This window comes from Pseudomonas sp. KCJK9000 (assembly GCF_046230725.1).
Taxonomy (GTDB): domain Bacteria; phylum Pseudomonadota; class Gammaproteobacteria; order Pseudomonadales; family Pseudomonadaceae; genus Aquipseudomonas; species Aquipseudomonas promysalinigenes.
The window spans coordinates 1-15,708 of sequence record NZ_JBJJLN010000071.1 but is presented as its reverse complement, the minus strand read 5'-3'; the positions used below and the strand labels follow the sequence as shown (position 1 = coordinate 15,708).

17 protein-coding genes are annotated in these 15,708 nt (G+C 59.9%); 10 read left to right on the top strand and 7 right to left on the bottom strand.

The annotated features are described in order from the left end of the window. On the bottom strand, window positions 1-362 hold a 362-nt coding region (locus ACK59H_RS21020), incomplete at its 3' end, for a hypothetical protein (protein WP_409264872.1). Window positions 363-1,133: 771 nt separating this feature from the next. Between ACK59H_RS21020 and ACK59H_RS21015 the strand changes: the two genes are divergently transcribed. Together ACK59H_RS21015 and ACK59H_RS21010 are read left to right on the top strand one after the other, a co-directional pair. After that, window positions 1,134-1,376, top strand: a complete 243-nt coding sequence (locus ACK59H_RS21015; protein ID WP_060479836.1) for a hypothetical protein — start codon at window positions 1,134-1,136, stop codon at window positions 1,374-1,376. A gap of 97 nt (window positions 1,377-1,473) precedes the next feature. After that, window positions 1,474-1,770: a DUF3077 domain-containing protein gene (locus ACK59H_RS21010; protein ID WP_060479819.1), complete on the top strand. Its 297-nt coding sequence runs from the start codon at window positions 1,474-1,476 to the stop codon at window positions 1,768-1,770. A 39-nt stretch (window positions 1,771-1,809) separates the two neighbouring features. Here ACK59H_RS21010 and ACK59H_RS21005 read toward each other — a convergent pair whose 3' ends face one another. Next, window positions 1,810-3,111: a mechanosensitive ion channel family protein gene (locus ACK59H_RS21005; protein WP_060479820.1), complete on the bottom strand. Its 1,302-nt coding sequence runs from the start codon at window positions 3,109-3,111 to the stop codon at window positions 1,810-1,812. A 106-nt stretch (window positions 3,112-3,217) separates the two neighbouring features. Here ACK59H_RS21005 and ACK59H_RS21000 point away from each other — a divergent pair, with 106 nt between their 5' ends. Further along, the gene (locus ACK59H_RS21000; RefSeq protein WP_060479821.1) at window positions 3,218-4,579 is read left to right on the top strand and encodes a DEAD/DEAH box helicase; all 1,362 of its coding nucleotides are present in this window, start codon (window positions 3,218-3,220) and stop codon (window positions 4,577-4,579) included. Window positions 4,580-4,639: 60 nt separating this feature from the next. On the opposite strand, the gene ACK59H_RS20995 is transcribed toward ACK59H_RS21000, so the two are convergent. Next, a complete protein-coding gene (locus ACK59H_RS20995; protein ID WP_060479822.1) occupies window positions 4,640-4,909 on the bottom strand; it encodes a hypothetical protein in 270 nt (89 codons plus the stop codon). 261 nt (window positions 4,910-5,170) lie between these two features. On the opposite strand from ACK59H_RS20995, the gene ACK59H_RS20990 reads away from it, so the two are divergent. Both ACK59H_RS20990 and ACK59H_RS20985 read left to right on the top strand, forming a co-directional pair. After that, on the top strand, window positions 5,171-5,578 hold the full coding sequence (locus tag ACK59H_RS20990) for a hypothetical protein (RefSeq protein WP_060479823.1): 408 nt from the start codon (window positions 5,171-5,173) through the stop codon (window positions 5,576-5,578). A gap of 97 nt (window positions 5,579-5,675) precedes the next feature. After that, window positions 5,676-6,602 (top strand): DMT family transporter, encoded by a 927-nt coding sequence (locus tag ACK59H_RS20985; RefSeq protein WP_060479824.1) that lies wholly within the window; start codon window positions 5,676-5,678, stop codon window positions 6,600-6,602. A gap of 197 nt (window positions 6,603-6,799) precedes the next feature. Here the strand turns inward: ACK59H_RS20985 and ACK59H_RS20980 are convergent, their stop codons facing one another. Continuing rightward, on the bottom strand, window positions 6,800-7,966 hold the full coding sequence (locus tag ACK59H_RS20980) for an MFS transporter (RefSeq protein ID WP_060479825.1): 1,167 nt from the start codon (window positions 7,964-7,966) through the stop codon (window positions 6,800-6,802). 107 nt (window positions 7,967-8,073) lie between these two features. Here ACK59H_RS20980 and ptrR point away from each other — a divergent pair, with 107 nt between their 5' ends. Continuing rightward, window positions 8,074-8,967, top strand: coding sequence for a putrescine utilization regulator PtrR (ptrR, locus tag ACK59H_RS20975; protein ID WP_060479826.1), 894 nt, complete (start codon window positions 8,074-8,076; stop codon window positions 8,965-8,967). 124 nt (window positions 8,968-9,091) lie between these two features. Then, on the top strand, window positions 9,092-9,220 hold the full coding sequence (locus tag ACK59H_RS20970) for a PA1414 family protein (protein WP_288442230.1): 129 nt from the start codon (window positions 9,092-9,094) through the stop codon (window positions 9,218-9,220). A 181-nt stretch (window positions 9,221-9,401) separates the two neighbouring features. On the opposite strand, the gene ACK59H_RS20965 is transcribed toward ACK59H_RS20970, so the two are convergent. Next, on the bottom strand, window positions 9,402-10,781 hold the full coding sequence (locus tag ACK59H_RS20965) for a sodium:solute symporter (protein WP_060479827.1): 1,380 nt from the start codon (window positions 10,779-10,781) through the stop codon (window positions 9,402-9,404). A 131-nt stretch (window positions 10,782-10,912) separates the two neighbouring features. Beyond that, window positions 10,913-11,863, bottom strand: a complete 951-nt coding sequence (speB, locus tag ACK59H_RS20960; RefSeq protein ID WP_060479828.1) for an agmatinase — start codon at window positions 11,861-11,863, stop codon at window positions 10,913-10,915. Between the two features lie 224 nt (window positions 11,864-12,087). On the opposite strand from speB, the gene ACK59H_RS20955 reads away from it, so the two are divergent. The 3 genes from ACK59H_RS20955 to ACK59H_RS20945 all read left to right on the top strand — a co-directional run bounded on the left by ACK59H_RS20955 (window position 12,088) and on the right by ACK59H_RS20945 (window position 15,342). After that, on the top strand, window positions 12,088-12,981 hold the full coding sequence (locus ACK59H_RS20955; RefSeq protein ID WP_060479829.1) for a LysR family transcriptional regulator: 894 nt from the start codon (window positions 12,088-12,090) through the stop codon (window positions 12,979-12,981). A 129-nt stretch (window positions 12,982-13,110) separates the two neighbouring features. Beyond that, complete coding sequence (locus ACK59H_RS20950) at window positions 13,111-14,676, top strand: methyl-accepting chemotaxis protein (protein ID WP_409264870.1); 1,566 nt, start codon at window positions 13,111-13,113, stop codon at window positions 14,674-14,676. A gap of 69 nt (window positions 14,677-14,745) precedes the next feature. After that, window positions 14,746-15,342: a DTW domain-containing protein gene (locus ACK59H_RS20945; RefSeq protein ID WP_060479831.1), complete on the top strand. Its 597-nt coding sequence runs from the start codon at window positions 14,746-14,748 to the stop codon at window positions 15,340-15,342. Window positions 15,343-15,399: 57 nt separating this feature from the next. On the opposite strand, the gene ACK59H_RS20940 is transcribed toward ACK59H_RS20945, so the two are convergent. Then, window positions 15,400-15,708: hypothetical protein (locus ACK59H_RS20940; protein WP_409264869.1), on the bottom strand; the 309-nt coding region annotated here is incomplete at its 5' end.

The following is a 15,708-nucleotide window of genomic DNA, read 5'->3' as shown; positions in this document are numbered from 1 at the left end:
TTATAGACGTAATAGAAAATGGTAAGCGCGATAAGCAGCATAAGTTGGACGGCTAATAGGCTCACCAATAATCGTTTCATGTTGAGGGGGAAGCGTTCGACTTCACGCAAGTCAACTAGCCCTTTGCGCGAAAAGGTTGTCGGAATCGTTAGCACCAGTGAGATCGACCCCGTGCGGATGATTTTTCCTAACAAACCTGCGTGTTGGAATATTTTCTTATTACCTGTTATGTATGTACAGTTCGGAAGAAGCGACTCAAAGTGCTCGGTGTATCTATGCGCGATGTAACATAGCACGAACATCGATAGAATGATGGGCACCAGTATCAACAGCGCAATCCATCCAGGCTCAACTGTATTCAATCCGAAACCTCACTGTATATCAAGCCTCCCCAGCTTCCGATGTCTCCGTAGATTTTGCCACTTACTGCACCGGCCATCACAGCGCAAACTAGAGTGCTCCAGGCCGCTGTACTCATCCCAGTACGGCTACGCATAGACCGCTTCCTGCCATGCTTGGGGGCATCATGCTATCTCCTCTGAAGGCTGCTAGGAGCTCTTGCAAGATGCTTTGCCAGCGCAGGAGCGAAGCTCGTCATCGCAATCCCGTCCGCCTGAGGATTGCGCACCGATTTTCAGGTTTCGCCTTCACCCCACACTCGGGAAGGTTTGCTCTTAACCTCTAAGCGCAGGCAGCCTATCCCTATGAGCACCTCCAGAAGTTTACAACAGGTCGCAACGTGCTGCGGTTTGCAAAGATGCGCCGTCATCCGCGCCTCCAACGCAATAATGCAGTACCCATGGCCTCCATCACGTTACATGCCGTTACGTCTTAGGCAGAAAAAATCAGATTTTGCTCCTTTCTTGTAGGGCATTTCCCAAAGATACTGCCGGCGGTTGTGCGGTGCTGAGTTCGACACTAGTCTCAGCCGGTCGTTGTCATTCAACGACCGGCTTTGACAGGCCGACTCAAATTGCAATTCTCAGTTTTGCCTTCAATGGCGGCTGTGCATGGGGCGCCTTAGGGTGCGCCGGGTTTCTCAATTTGACCGGTCTGTCAACCCGTGCACAGCTGCCACCCTTTGTTTGACAGCAAATGGCGGTAGTCCCCAAGCGCAAATTGAGGGTTACACCGTGTTGAAGATAGTCCCCGACCCACCCTACAACCTCCACTCTCTGGAAGACACGCTGCTGGTGGCTGCAGACTATGCGCTATGCGCAGAAGCCGTCGCTCAGCAAGCCGTATTGATGCAGCCGAAATCACCGGTCTCGGTATTGATGATGACGTCGATGCACGAACTTGAGACCCTCCGCAGATTGCTCGAATCTGCGCTGGCACAAGTCCAAAAGCCATCGTATCCGCAGAAGTTGCATTAAACCGTATCATTTTTTTGCTTGGGGCTGTTCTAGTCGGAGCCCGACTTGCCGGCGATAGGATCAGCCCAGGCATCTACAAATTCAGGGAGATGAACTAATGGCTTGCGCAGAAGCGAAGTTTACTGTCGGCGAGACCACCTTCTACCAAGGTGAAAACCAGAGCCATCCACTATTTCGTATTGAGCCCGGCATTCCTTGCCAAAGCGCCCGCGAGCAAGCCTCAGAACTGATGGGCTATGCCCGCGATTTGTCCATCGACGGTTTGATGGAAGATAAACCCCAGTTACTTTGGGCCTCGCACTACCTCTGCGCCATGGCCAAGGCCCTGCTCGATGATGCCGAACTGGGCATGTTGAAAACCTCTGAAAACCGAAGTCCGGAGGGTCGACTCTAAGCGGCTTTGTGAAGGGGCTGCAACGCAGCCCCGGCAATTTCAAACCTCGCTCAGGTCTTCCAAGCGCTGGGAAATCGGCTCTTGCCCAACTCGCCCAGCCAAGCCTGTGCGCATGTCATTACCACTGGGCTGCTGATACAGACTCAACCCAAACTCCGGCAGCACCGCCAGCAGGTAATCGAAGATATCCCCCTGAATCCGCTCGTAATCGGCCCACACCGTCGTGGTAGTGAAGCAGTAGATCTCCAGCGGCACGCCTTCGGCGGTCGTCTGCATCTGGCGCACCATGCAGGTCATGTTCGGGTGTACGTCGGGGTGGTTACGCAAGTACGCCAGGGCAAATGCGCGGAAGGTGCCGATATTGGTCAGCTTGCGTCGGTTGGCCGAAAGCTCCGCCACGGGCCCCAGCGCCTCGTTCCAGGCCAGCAGTTCCTGGCGCTTGCCGGCCAGGTAGTCGCCGAGCAGGCTCACCTGGCTCAGGCGTTGTTCTTCTTCGCGGGTCAGAAAACGTACCCCTGCGGCGTCGATGAACAGGCTGCGCTTGATGCGTCGCCCACCGGACTGTTGCATACCGCGGTAGTTGCGAAACGACTCGCTCATCAGGCGCCAGGTAGGGATCGAGACGATGGTCTTGTCGAAGTTCTGCACCTTCACCGTATGCAAAGTGATATCCACCACATCGCCATCGGCGCCGACCTGGGGCATTTCGATCCAGTCGCCCACGTGCAGCATGTCGTTGCTGGTCAGCTGCACGCTGGCGACGAACGATAGCAGCGTGTCCTTGTAGACCAACAGCAGCACGGCAGACATCGCACCCAGGCCAGACAGCAGCAACAACGGTGAGCGGTCGATCAGGGTGGCGACGATGACGATGGAGGCGAAGATCCACAGCATCATCTTGGCCAGTTGCACATAACCCTTGATCGAGCGGGTGCGGGCATGTTCGGTGCGGGCATAGATGTCCAGCAGGGCATCGAGCAAGCACGACAAAGCCATGGTCATGAACAGCAGGGTGAAGGCCAGTGCCAGGTTGCCGAGAAAATGCTGGGCGGTTTCGGACAGCTCCGGTACCAGCTTGAGGCCGAACTGGATCACCAGCGAAGGCGTGGTCTGGGCCAGGCGGTGAAATACCTTGTTATGGCGCAGGTCGTCGAGCCATCGCAGCGCGACCTGGCGGGCCAGCAGGCGTGCGCCGTGCAGTACCAGAAAGCGTGCCAGGCGGCCAAGTACCAGAGAAATCACCAGCAGCACGGCCAGGCCAATGGCGGCGTGCAGCAAAGGATGTTGATCGAGCGTGCCCCACAGATCGAGGCTGTCACGCCAGATGCGTTGGATGTCCATAAACTTTTAAACCTGTCTATTGCAGTGAAACGAGGGGCTATTAGAGCGCGGAAGCCGACAAAGTTGCCAAAAGAAATTCGGCTAAGGCGGCAGAAAACGTTACCCTATGCAACTGAATTTCCCGCACTTGCCTGAGGTTACCTCCGTGTTCTCCCAATTCGCCCTGCACGAACGCCTGCTTAAAGCCGTGGCCGAGCTTAAATTTGTCGAGCCGACCCCGGTGCAGGCGGCGGCCATTCCTCTGGCCCTGCAAGGGCGCGACCTGCGCGTCACTGCGCAGACTGGCAGCGGCAAGACCGCAGCATTCGTGCTGCCGCTGCTCAACCGCCTGGTGGACCTCAAAGGCGGGCGCGTAGAGATCCGCTCGCTGATTCTGCTGCCGACCCGCGAGCTGGCCCAGCAGACCCTCAAGCAGGTTCAGCTGTTCTCCCAGTTCACCTACATCAAGTCGGGCCTGGTTACCGGCGGTGAAGACTTCAAGGAACAGGCCGCCATGCTGCGCAAGGTGCCCGACGTGCTGATCGGCACCCCGGGCCGGCTGCTCGAGCACCTCAATGCCGGTAACCTTGACCTGTCCCATGTGCAAGTAATGATCCTCGACGAAGCCGACCGTATGCTCGACATGGGCTTCGCCGAAGACATGGAGCGCCTGTGCAAAGAGTGCGAGAACCGCGAGCAGACCCTGCTGTTCTCCGCGACCACCGGTGGTGCGGCGTTGCGCGACATCATCGGTAAGGTGCTCAAAGACCCTGAGCACCTGATGCTCAACAGCGTCTCGCAACTGGCCGAAGGCACTCGTCAGCAGATCATCACCGCCGACCATGACCAGCACAAAGAGCAGATCGTGCAGTGGCTGCTGGCCAACGAAACCTTCGACAAGGCGATCATCTTCACCAACACCCGGGCCTTGGCCGACCGCATCTATGGCCACTTGGTGGCCAAGGACGTCAAAGCTTTCGTGCTGCATGGCGAGAAGGACCAGAAGGATCGCAAGCTGGCCATCGAGCGCTTCAAGCAGGGTAGCTCCAAGGTGCTGGTGGCCACCGACGTGGCGGCCCGTGGCCTGGATATCGACGGCCTGGACCTGGTGATCAACTTCGACATGCCGCGCAGTGGCGACGAGTACGTGCACCGTGTGGGCCGTACCGGCCGTGCCGGTGGCGAAGGCCTGGCCATCTCGCTGATCACCCACAATGATTGGAACTTGATGTCCAGCATCGAGCGCTACCTCAAGCAGCAGTTCGAGCGCCGGGTCATCAAGGAAGTGAAGGGCACCTATAACGGGCCTAAGAAGGTCAAGGCTTCGGGTAAGGCAGCCGGCACCAAGAAGAAAAAGGTCGAGAAGAAGTCTGGCGAGAAAAAAGCCGCTGCCAAGCGCAAGCCGACTGCCAAGCCTCGTGCTACCGCACCCTTGGCAAGCGCTGACGGCCTCGCGCCGCTGAAAAAGCGCAAGCCTGCGGCTGAATAAGAGTCCAGCATTGTCTGGCATCCTCGTGGCGCGGCACTGCGAGGATGCCAAAAGAGACAGTTACGCTTTTTTCTCTGCTTTTTTTAGCTCTTCGATCCGCTTGTCGATCAATTGGCATTTGTCGGGCAAGTCTTTGCTCGCCGTCCCAAGCTCCATCCCCTGGAGCTCGTCATTGATCTGCTTGGCTTTCTGCGGATTCTGTTCGGTCAAGTGGCTGACCAACCCAGCCAGCTCTTCGCGTTTTTGTGTCGCCTGCTCGGGCGTGCAGGCCCAGGCGGGCAGTGCGCAGCACAATGCGCTTGCACAGGCGATGTTCAGCAGCGGTTTCATCCCTATACCTCCGGCGAGTGTGATGCCCGGTGGAGGTGCCTGGGTGGAATTAGGTTCAGTAGCAACGACCGACGGTTTCTTGGGAGGTGCTTTTCGACAGGCAGTCGTCCCTTTCACCATCGCCAGTGCCGAGTAGGTTCACAGTGCTCAAGAGCACTGCCATGTCCGGCACCTGCGCAACCCCAAGCTTTTCTGAACACTCATGCCTGGCTACAGGTCCCAAGCTGTGCACCCTTTCGTCCACAGCAGGAGGCCATTTCCATGAGCAGCACCTATGACTGGGACCTGATCGAGCGGTTGTTGCACGAAGTGCAGAACGGCGCCGGTCAAAGCTTCACCCCGCGCCCTTATGCCGAGCAGCACGCCGCAGCGCTGGCTGCCAAGGGGCAGGCGGTGAGTGATCTGGATCACCTCAAAACGCGCGCTTGCCAATATGAGAAGTTGTTGTTCGAGCGTGGCTATATCGAGAGCCGGCCGCAGGAGGAGGGCGGCAATGGCGAGAATTTCGTGCTGACCGCACGGGGCTCGCGTCTGTTGAGCCTGATCGACAGCAGTATCCCTGGCTTCGAGCACCCACGGCAGGTGTTGGACGATCAGGCCGATGCGCTCGAGGTCGCGACTTTCGACCATGTGGCGTCGAAGGCACAAATAGCCGGGGGCGCCATCTAGGGCTGGCCAGAAGGGCGGCGGTACCAGGATAATCGGGAGTTCTTACCAACACTGCCGAGCCGCCGCCCATGCCAGCATCTGACCTGAAGGCCCGCCCATGAGCGCGGCCCGTAAGAACCCTGACGCCTTTGCCTTCCAGGTAATGCTGGGCCTTTGCCTGATTTGGGGTTGCCAGCAAGTGTTGATCAAAACGGCGGCCGTCGATATCGCCCCGGTGATGCAGGCTGCCCTGCGCAACGGCATTGCGGGGGTTCTGGTTGGCCTGATGATGTGCTGGCGCGGCGGCTGGGAGCAGGTAGGCCGTACCTGGCGCGGTGGCCTGTTGGCCGGTGGCCTATTCGGCCTGGAGTTTCTGTTCATCGCCGAAGGTCTGAAGCTGACATCGGCAGCGCATATGTCGGTCTTCCTGTATACCGCGCCCGTCTTCACGGCGTTGGGCTTGCACTTCATGTTGCCGAGCGAACGATTGCGCCTGTTGCAGTGGCTGGGCATCCTGCTGGCGTTTGCCGGCATCGCGATGGCCTTTGCCGGCGGCATGTCATTCACCCAGATGGATGGGCGCACGCTGCTTGGCGATGCTTTGGGAGTCCTTGCCGGGCTGGCCTGGGGCGCCACTACCGTGGTGGTACGGGGCTCACGGCTTTCAGAGGCGCCGGCAACCCTGACGTTGTTCTACCAATTGGCGGTGGGTTTTGCCGGGTTATTGCTGATCGCTCTGGTCAGTGGGCAGATTGGGGATGTGACACTGACCCCGCTGGCAGTGGGTAGCGTATTGTTCCAAGGTATTGTGGTGTCGTTCGTCAGCTACCTGACCTGGTTCTGGCTATTGCGCAAATACTTGGCCTCCAACCTGGCGGTATTTTCGTTCATTACCCCACTGTTCGGAGTCACATTCGGGGTGGTAGTGCTGGGTGAGCCTTTGAGTGTGAATTTTGTGTTGGGGGCGGTGATGGTACTGCTGGGCGTAGTGCTGGTGAGTGCGGAGCCTTGGGTGAAGCAGCAACTGCGCAAGCTTGTCGGTTGAGGTTTGCCAGTCTCGGCCCTGTCCTGGTTAACGTCGCTCTCAAGTAGCTCGCGGATGCATTGAGCAAAGCACCAATCGGTGGGAGCGGCTTCAGCCGCGAAGAGGCTGGCCAAGCCAGTTGCTCCCGCCGATTGGGGATCACCTCAATACCTGTGCAGCCCTTGTGCTTTTACCCACGAAAGGGCCGACGCTGATCCTCAGGCTCGGGTTGCCACCTCGCAATGTATGGCGCATGAGCCCTTGCTCAACACCAACACCCCGGCTAGCCCCAGCCCAGATGCAGCCAGTGCCAGTGCTGGCTGCAGGCTCCCGCTGTAGTGATTGCTCAGCGCGGCCAACAGCGGGCCACTCAATTGTCCGAGGGCGAAACATGCGGTCAACAGCCCCGCGTTGCGTTGGGTGGCATGGGGAGCCAATTCCCGCGAGCGCTGCATCACCAGCTGCATGCACGCAAGGAAGGGGCCGCCGCAGAGCACCACACCCAGTGCCAGGCCCGTAGCACCGCCCACAAGGCACGCCAAGACCCCCAACGCTTGCAGCCATAGCATGGCTGTCAGCCAAGATGATGTGCGGCCCCTCTTGCGCAGGCTTACCAATACCACGCCTAGGGCTGCAGCTATCCCGAACGCAGGCCAGAACAGGTCAGCCATCCAGTTGCCAGCAAACTGCTGATCAGCCATCTGTGAAAGGAAGGTAGCGGGCAAGATGTAACCGACGCCGTACAAGGCGTATACCAATCCTAGCCGGCCTACGCCGACACGGCGGTTTGCGCTTGAGTACGAGGCGGTGGGTACTGCAGTAGCCTGCAGGGCGCGGGGCAGCCAAGGGCGCAGGAGCAGCAGCATGACCAGCGCCGCCACCGCATAGATCAGCCAAAGGGCTGCCGAGCCCAATGCCAGCGAGTGCGCAACCAGTGCCAGTAAGCCGGTCAAGGCAATACCCAATCCGGGGCCTGCGAATACCAGTGCCCCGAGGCGCTGACGCTGATAAGCATTGGCCACTTGCTGGCTGAGGCTGGTGATCATGACCAGCACCCATGCACTGGCCACGCCTGTGCCAAAGCGCAACAGGACATGGCTCCAGAAACCCTCTGCCGCCCACGAGGCGAAGGTCAGCAGCACGCACATCCACAGCCCACCATGAAGCCGCAATTGCACTTGACGTGGGCCCCGCGCGCGCATGCCGTCCAAGGCTCCCAGCAGGTAGCCCAGGTAGTTGGCTGCAGCGATCAGCCCGGCAGCGGTTAGGTCGAACTGCCCTTCAGCGATCAATTGCGGCAATTGCGGTGTGAGGGCGAAGCGACCGATCCCCATTGCCATCATCAGCGCCACGGCACTGGCCAGTAGTTGTAAGAGCGGCGACATGAGCTCCCTCCGTGTGTGATGAATGCGATGGATGGAAGCTTAAAGTCGATTGCGGTTTCAATAAAATTGAATAATGATGATGAAGTTGTTCATTTTTGGAGAATGCCTTGGAGTTCAGTCAACTACGCATCTTCCAGGCCGTGGCCGAGGAGGGTTCGGTCACGCGTGCTGCCGAGCGTCTGCACCGCGTGCCGTCAAACCTGTCGACACGCCTGCGGCAGTTGGAGGAGCAGCTGGGTGTGGAGCTGTTCGTGCGCGAGCGCCAGCGCTTGCAGCTATCCCCAGCGGGTAAGGTACTGCTGGATTTCACCCACCGCCTTTGGGCATTACGCGAGGAGGCCGTGGCAGCAGTGCAGGGCGGTCAACCGGCTGGCGATTTCGTCCTCGGCACCATGTACAGCACAGCTGCCATTCACTTGCCCCCCTTGTTGGCGCGTTACCACCAGCAATACCCTGCCGTGAATCTGCAGGTGCGGGCAGCGCCCAGTGGCGAATTGCTCGAAGGCCTACTCAGCAATCGCTTGGATGCGGCACTGGTGGACGGCCCACCTCGCTTGGCAGGGCTGGACGGCGTGCGTTTGTGCGATGAGGTGTTGGTGTTGATTACCTGTCCTCAGCATGCAGAGGTGCGCAGTGCCAAGGACGTGGCTGGCAAAGCGGTGTTCACGTTCCGCCAAGGCTGTTCCTACCGTATGCGTTTGGAAGCCTGGTATGCCCATGAGCACACGCCCATGGGGCGGGTAATGGAAATCGAGTCTTATCAAAGCATGCTGGCCTGCGTGATTGCCGGCGCTGGGGTGGCCCTGATGGCGCAGTCGATGTTAGATAGCCTGCCTGGGCGCGATCAGGTCAAAGCGCACCGCTTGCAGGCGCCGTTCGATCATGCGCAAACCTGGTTGATGTGGCGCCAAGGCATGTGCGGGGCGAATTTGCAGGCTTGGATTGATTTGCAACAAAGGGAAACGATTAGCCAGTCGTCGGAATGCGCCGTTTCCGCTTGATCCGCGTCAAACTAGGCCATATCTGTAAGAATAAGGGCATGCGTAGTACAGAGCATCGGACTATGATCTGTATGAAACATCGCAGGATTGAATTGCCGTGAGGCTGACCCGTCAAGGGGGCATTATGAGAAACCAAATGTTCAACTGGCTCCACGACCTGGGCGTCGCCTTGGGGCTGATTCCACCACCCTTGCAGCCGGTGCCGATCCCGACTGATGAAGAGCAGCGCAAGCGCCAGCCGCGCCGTCGCTGAGATGCAAAAAAGGCCGCAGTACCTGGATGGGTGCTGCGGCCTTTTTGTTTCTGCTGCATCTGCTTGGGCATCATTGGCCCGTTCGCGGCTAACCCTGCACAGCAGGCCCACAGGCTTGCAAAGCCGTGATATCCGCGAGGGTGCGAGCTTGGCCGCGAAGAGGCCGCTGCAGGCTAGCCCATTAGGCCAGCTTTACTTCACCCACCGGTTTGCGCGACAGCACGCTCACCAGCACGAAGCTCACCAAGCCAACCACCAAGCTGTAGTAGATCGGCGTATTGGCATCCAGCCCGTCCTTGAACATGAACAACAGCGCGGTGGCAAAGCCCAGCGACATGCTGGCAATGGCGCCTGCGGTGGTCGCACGCTTCCAGAAAATCGCACCGATCAACGGGATCAGCATGCCGCCGACCAGCAGGTTGTAGGCCAAGGTCAGGGCGCTGATCACATCGTTCACTGCCATGGCGATGCCCAGCACCGCTAGGCCTGTGAGCAGGGTGAACAGGCGGCTGACGCCCAGGCTGGACTGCTTGCCGCCACGTAGCTTGGGCAACAGGTCTTCGGTCAGGGTGGTCGAGGCTGCCAACAGGCCGGCACTGGCGGTGGACATCATCGCTGCCAGGGCTGCCGCCATCAGCAGGCCACGGATGCCTTCGGGCAGTTGCCCTTTGATCATCTCAGCGAAGGCGTTGTTCGGGTTGGCAAGGTCAGGCATCAGTACGTGGGCGCACATGCCGATCAGGGCGCATGCCAGCCCGTACAGCACGCAGTACATACCGGCAGTGGTGCCGGCGCGCTGGCAGACCTTCGCGTCACGGGCAGTGAAAACCCGCTGCCAGATGTCCTGGCCGATCAGGATGCCGAAGAAGTAGATCAGGAAGTAGGTGATGATGGTGTCCCAGCCGATGGTGGTCCAGCTGAAGCTCGCCGCCGGGAGTTTGGCCACCAAGGTATCCCAGCCGCCGGCCTTGTAGAGGCAGATGGGCAGCAGGATGAACATCAGGCCCACGGTCTTGATCACGAACTGGACGATGTCGGTGAGGGTGAGCGACCACATGCCGCCGATGGTCGAGTAAACCACTACAACGCCGCCGCCGAGCAATAGCGACACCCAGAACGGCACATCAAGCAGCACTTGCAGGACGGTGGCCATGGCCAGGGTCGAGGTCACCCCGATCATCAGCGCATAGGCCAACATGATTGCCGCACTGGCCTGGCGGGCCATAGGGTTGTAACGGCGTTCCAGCACCTGGGTGACGGTGAAGATCTTCAGGCGCAGCAGTGGTTTGGCCAGGAACAGGTTCAGGGCGATGATGCCCAGGCCCAGAGCCGCACACAGCCAGAAGCCAGAGATGCCATGCACGTAGCCCAGCCGAACGGTACCGACGGTGGATGCACCACCCAATACGGTTGTGGCCATGGTCCCCATGTACAAGGTAGGGCCGAGGTTGCGCCCGGCCACAAGGTAGTCTTCGTGGGTTTTCGCGCGCCGCATGCCGTACCAGCCCAGCCCGAGCATGCCGACGGTATAGATCATTACAACAATGATGTCCAAGGCCATTGGGGGTCTCCCGATTATCTTTATTATGGCGAGATCGACCACTCGGGCGCGTTGTGGCGCCCGGCGGTTTTGTCTTGTGTTGGCGGGCCTCTATGGCCCTCCCTCATGGCTCCTGCCGGGGTTCAGCGGTATCAGCGGCGCACTACGCCTGGCAGCACGCAGAGCATTTCGAACAGCAGGTTGGCGCCGAGCAGCGAGGTGTTGCCGGTGGTGTCGTAAGGCGGGGAGACTTCAACCAGGTCACAGCCGATCAGGTCCAGGCCGTGGCAGCCGCGAATGATCTCCATCGCCTGAATGGTGGTCAAGCCGCCGATTTCCGGGGTACCGGTGCCAGGCGCCCATGCCGGGTCGATGCCGTCGATGTCGAACGACAGGTACACCGGGCCACCACCGACTTTCTCGCGCACTTCGGCCATCAGCGGCTCAAGCGACTTGTGCCAGCACTCTTCGGCCTGCACGACACGAAAGCCCTGGCGGCGGCTCCAGTTGAAATCGTCGGCGGTGTAACCCTGGGCACGCAGGCCGATCTGCACGACGCGGTCGCAATCGAGCAGGCCTTCTTCCACGGCGCGGCGGAAGGTGGTGCCGTGGGCGATCTTCTCGCCGAACATATGGTCGTTGACGTCGGCATGGGCATCGATGTGTACCAGGCCAATCTTGCCGTGCTTCTTGTGCAGGGCACGCAGGATCGGCAGGGTGATGGTGTGGTCGCCACCCAAGGTCATCGGGATGATGTTGTGTTCGAGGATCTCGTCGTAGGCCTCTTCGATGATGCGTACGGCGTCGAGCAGATTGAACGTGTTGATAGCCACATCGCCGATGTCGGCCACCGACAGCGAGTCGAACGGGGCAGCGCCTGTAGCCATGTTGTAGGGGCGGATCATCACCGATTCGGCGCGGATCTGCCGCGGGCCGAAACGGGTGCCGGAGCGCAGCGAGGTGCCGATGTCCAATGGCACGCCGATGAACGCGGCGTCCAGGCCTTCGGCACTTTGCAGGTGTGGCAGACGCAGCATGGTGGCGATGCCGCCGAAACGCGGCATTTCGTTGCCGCCCAGTGGTTGATGCAAAACTTTGTCCACGGTGGGCCTCATCAGTCGGTCGATTGTTGTGTTTGTTCGAACCTGTTCCGCCGCGCGCCTTCAAGGGCTCAATGCTTGGCGGGCAGGGACGTTTCGGCCAAGTCTGCGCAAGGTAGTGCGTAGGAAAAATCGCTACCGGCAAATACTTACTTCAGGAATTTCTGAACTAACGCCGGTCGCAGCGGTTAGACTTCCCGCAAATACTGCTGCGGAACTGTTGCACCATGGCCTCGACCTTGCCCGACCTGAAACTGCTACGCATCTTCGTCAGCGTGGTGCGCCATCAGGGCTTCGCCAATGCCCAGCGCGAGCTGAATCTGTCCACCTCGGCCATCAGCACCTACATGAGCCAGCTCGAAGGGGCCTTGGGGCTTGTACTGTGTCACCGTGGCCGGGGCGGTTTCAGCCTGACCAGCAAAGGTGAACTGTTTCACCAGGAAACCTTGCGCCTGCTGGCTGAACTGGACGGCTTCGAGCAGTACGCCGCTGCGCTCAAGGGCGAGTTGCGCGGCACTCTGAACCTGGGGGTGATCGACTCGACCGTCGGTGATCGCGCGCTACCCTTGGCCGAGGTCATCGGTGCCTATAGCCAGGAACACCCCGCTGTGCATTTGCACCTGTCGGTTTCCAGCCCTTACGAGTTGCAGCTCGGGGTGCAGGACAACCGCTTGGATCTGGCCATCGGCGCATTCTCCTCGCGTATGAGCGGCCTGCTTTATCAACCGCTCTACCGCGAGCAGCACTGGCTGTATTGCAGCAGCCGCCACCCGTTGTTTGCCGAACGGCGCATCCCGGAGCAAGTGGTGACCCAGCAACGCATGGTCGGGCGCGGTTATTGGAGCCAGGCGGAGCTGGCTCGGCACGGTTTCAAACACAGTGCCGCGACCGTGGAAAGTATGGAGGCGCAGCTGATTCTGATCCTGTCCGGGGCTTATATTGGTTATCTGCCCGAACATTATGCGCAAGCATGGGCCGACAAGGGTGATCTTCGAGTGCTATCGCCTGCGACTTTCGGCTATCAGGCGCCATTCTCTTTGATCATCCGCCGAGGCCGTAGTCGCGAACCGCTGATTCAGACGTTCCGTGACCTGCTCAAAAGCCAGCTCTACGCAGGATGACGGGTGCGTTCTGGATAAATTTTTCGAGTGCTACTCATGTCCTTCAAAAGTTGACCGCTAACTTGCTAGCGCTCTGCTAAATAAATAAAGCGCGTTGATGATCCACTCATCTTGAAAGGACCGTTTGAGATGCGGATGAATATGCCCGTTACTGAGCACGAAAGAACCTTCCCCAGCGAACAGCGCCTGATCTCGACCACGGACCTGGACAGCCGCATCACCTATTGCAACGACGCCTTTGTGGCGATCAGCGGCTTCACCTACGAAGAGTTGGTTGGGCAGCCGCATAATCTGGTGCGTCATCCGGACATGCCCGCTGCCGTGTTCGCCCATATGTGGGAAACCATCAGGCAAGGCAAGCCGTGGATGGGGGTGGTCAAGAACCGGGCTAAAAATGGCGATTTCTACTGGGTAAGCGCCTACGTCACGGCGATTTATGAAAATGGCCGCATCAGCGGTTACGAGTCAGTCCGCTCCGTGCCAAGCCGCGAGCAGATCCGCCGCGCCCAAGCGCTCTATGCGCGCCTGCGCGGGGGCAAGTCGGCGGTTCCGGCGGCGGCTCGCCTGGGCTACGTACTGGGGCATGGTTGGCCTCTGCTCGGGGCTGGCCTGGTGTCGGCGGCGGCCTATCTGTGGCTGCCGCCCTACGGGGCTTTGGCGGTGCTGATGGCAAGCATGCTAGTGGCCTGGTGCGTACTCGAACAGCAACAGAACCGAGCGATCCGCCGCACTCTTGCCGAGCACCCCAAAGCCTTCACCAGCCCACTGGTGGCCCTGACCTACAGCGACAACAGCGGCCTGCGTGGCCAGTTGGACCTGGCGATCATCAGCGAGGAGGCGCGTTTGCAAACCGCGCTTACTCGCCTGGTGGATGCTGGCATTGGGGTCAAATCGCGGGCCGCTCAGTCGGCCGACTTGTCCGATGCCCAGGCTCAGATGCTCGACCGCCAACGCAGTGAAACCGACCAGTCGGCCACTGCCATTGCGCAAATGGCAGCGACCATTGCGCAAGTGACCGTGAATGTGCAGAGCACTGCCCATGCTGCCGGTGATGCCGATCAGCTGGCCCAGCATGGCAGCGAACTGGCCCAGCAGAGTCTCAAAGCCATGGGGAGCATGAGTGAAGCAGTCAGCGACATCGGCCAGGCGGTCAATGCCCTGGCTCAGCAGACCCAGTCGATCGGCAGCGTGGTCGATGTGATCACCTCGATTGCCGAACAGACCAACCTGCTGGCGCTCAATGCCGCCATCGAAGCAGCCCGAGCCGGGGAGCAGGGTAGGGGCTTCGCGGTAGTGGCAGACGAAGTGCGCTCGTTGGCGCAGCGTACGCGCTCGTCCACCGACGAGATTCACCAGATCATCGCCTCGTTGCGCGCCGGGGCCGAGCGGGCGGTCAGCACGGCCAGCCGAGGCGAGCAGATTTCCCGAGACAGCGTGCACAGCGTTGAGGCCGTGCAGGCGGCGCTGACCGGCATCGCCCAGGCGGTGAGCCGCATCACCGGCATGAGCCAGCAGATGGCTACCGCCTCTGAGCAGCAGAGCCATGTAGCTGAGGACATCAATCAGCAGATCGTGCGTATAGCTCATCTGTGCGACCAGACGGCGGGGCAGGCCAAACAGGGGGCCGAAATCAGCCAGGATCTGGAGCGGATGGCCGAGTACCTGCATAGCCTGGCGGAGCGTTTTAACCGCTGAGGCCCTTGGCCCGCCAAGCGGGCCCAAAATCACGGCATATGGCAAAATACTCCGTCAACGGAGAACCCCATGCCCAGACCCCGCTGCGATCGCTGCCAGCGCCCGCTCGACCATTGTCTTTGCCCACTGATCCCCAACCTTGGCAGCCGCACCCGTGTGCTCCTGCTGCAGCACCCCAGTGAAACCGCCCACGCATTGAATACCGCGCGCCTGGCCGCCTTGGGCCTGGTCAATGCCGAACTGCGGGTTGGGGAGGTGTTCGATGATCTGGCCGAGCTGCTGGCGACGCCGGGTTATCGCCCTGTGCTGTTGTTCCCTGGCGAGCAGGCTCAAGCGCTGGCTGCCTATTGCGAAACCGACGATAGGCCATACCTGTTGATCGTCCCCGACGGCACCTGGCGCAAGGCGCGCAAATTGCTGTATTTGAATCCGCTGCTTGATGCTCTGCCCCGCGTGACCCTGGCTGAGGTGACACCATCGCGCTATCGCCTGCGCAAGGCCCCGGAGCCGGGGGCGGTGTCGACCATCGAGGCCGTGGTGCAGGCGTTGAACGTGCTGGAGCAGCCAGCCAGTTTCGATGAGCTGCTGCGGCCGTTCGAGGCGTTGATCGAGGGGCAGATCAAGGCGATGGGCACTGATGTGTTCGAGCGCAATCATGGTTGCTAGTGCAGCACACCGTCCCGGTCATGAAATCTGAGATCCCATGACAAGGACGGCCGCGCCTCAGCGCATCATTTTTTTCAATGCCAGGCTGATGCCTTCGTCCTTGCTCTCGTATCGGCAAATGAACGAGGTCTCGGTCTCTTTCTGATTCAAAAGTTTGAACTCATCGGCCTTCGATTCTTTTGCATCGGGTGAGAAACCCGACCATTGACCATCCGCATTCGTGGCGCTGTAAGCGATCCCATCCATGCCGTCTTGCGTATCATGGCATGGCATTTGGGGAGCCTGTGAGATCGAGCGCCGCCCGCGCGGCGCATCGCGAGCTGCGCTCGCTCCTACGTTTGTTTCGGGCCAATTATGCCTGCGGGA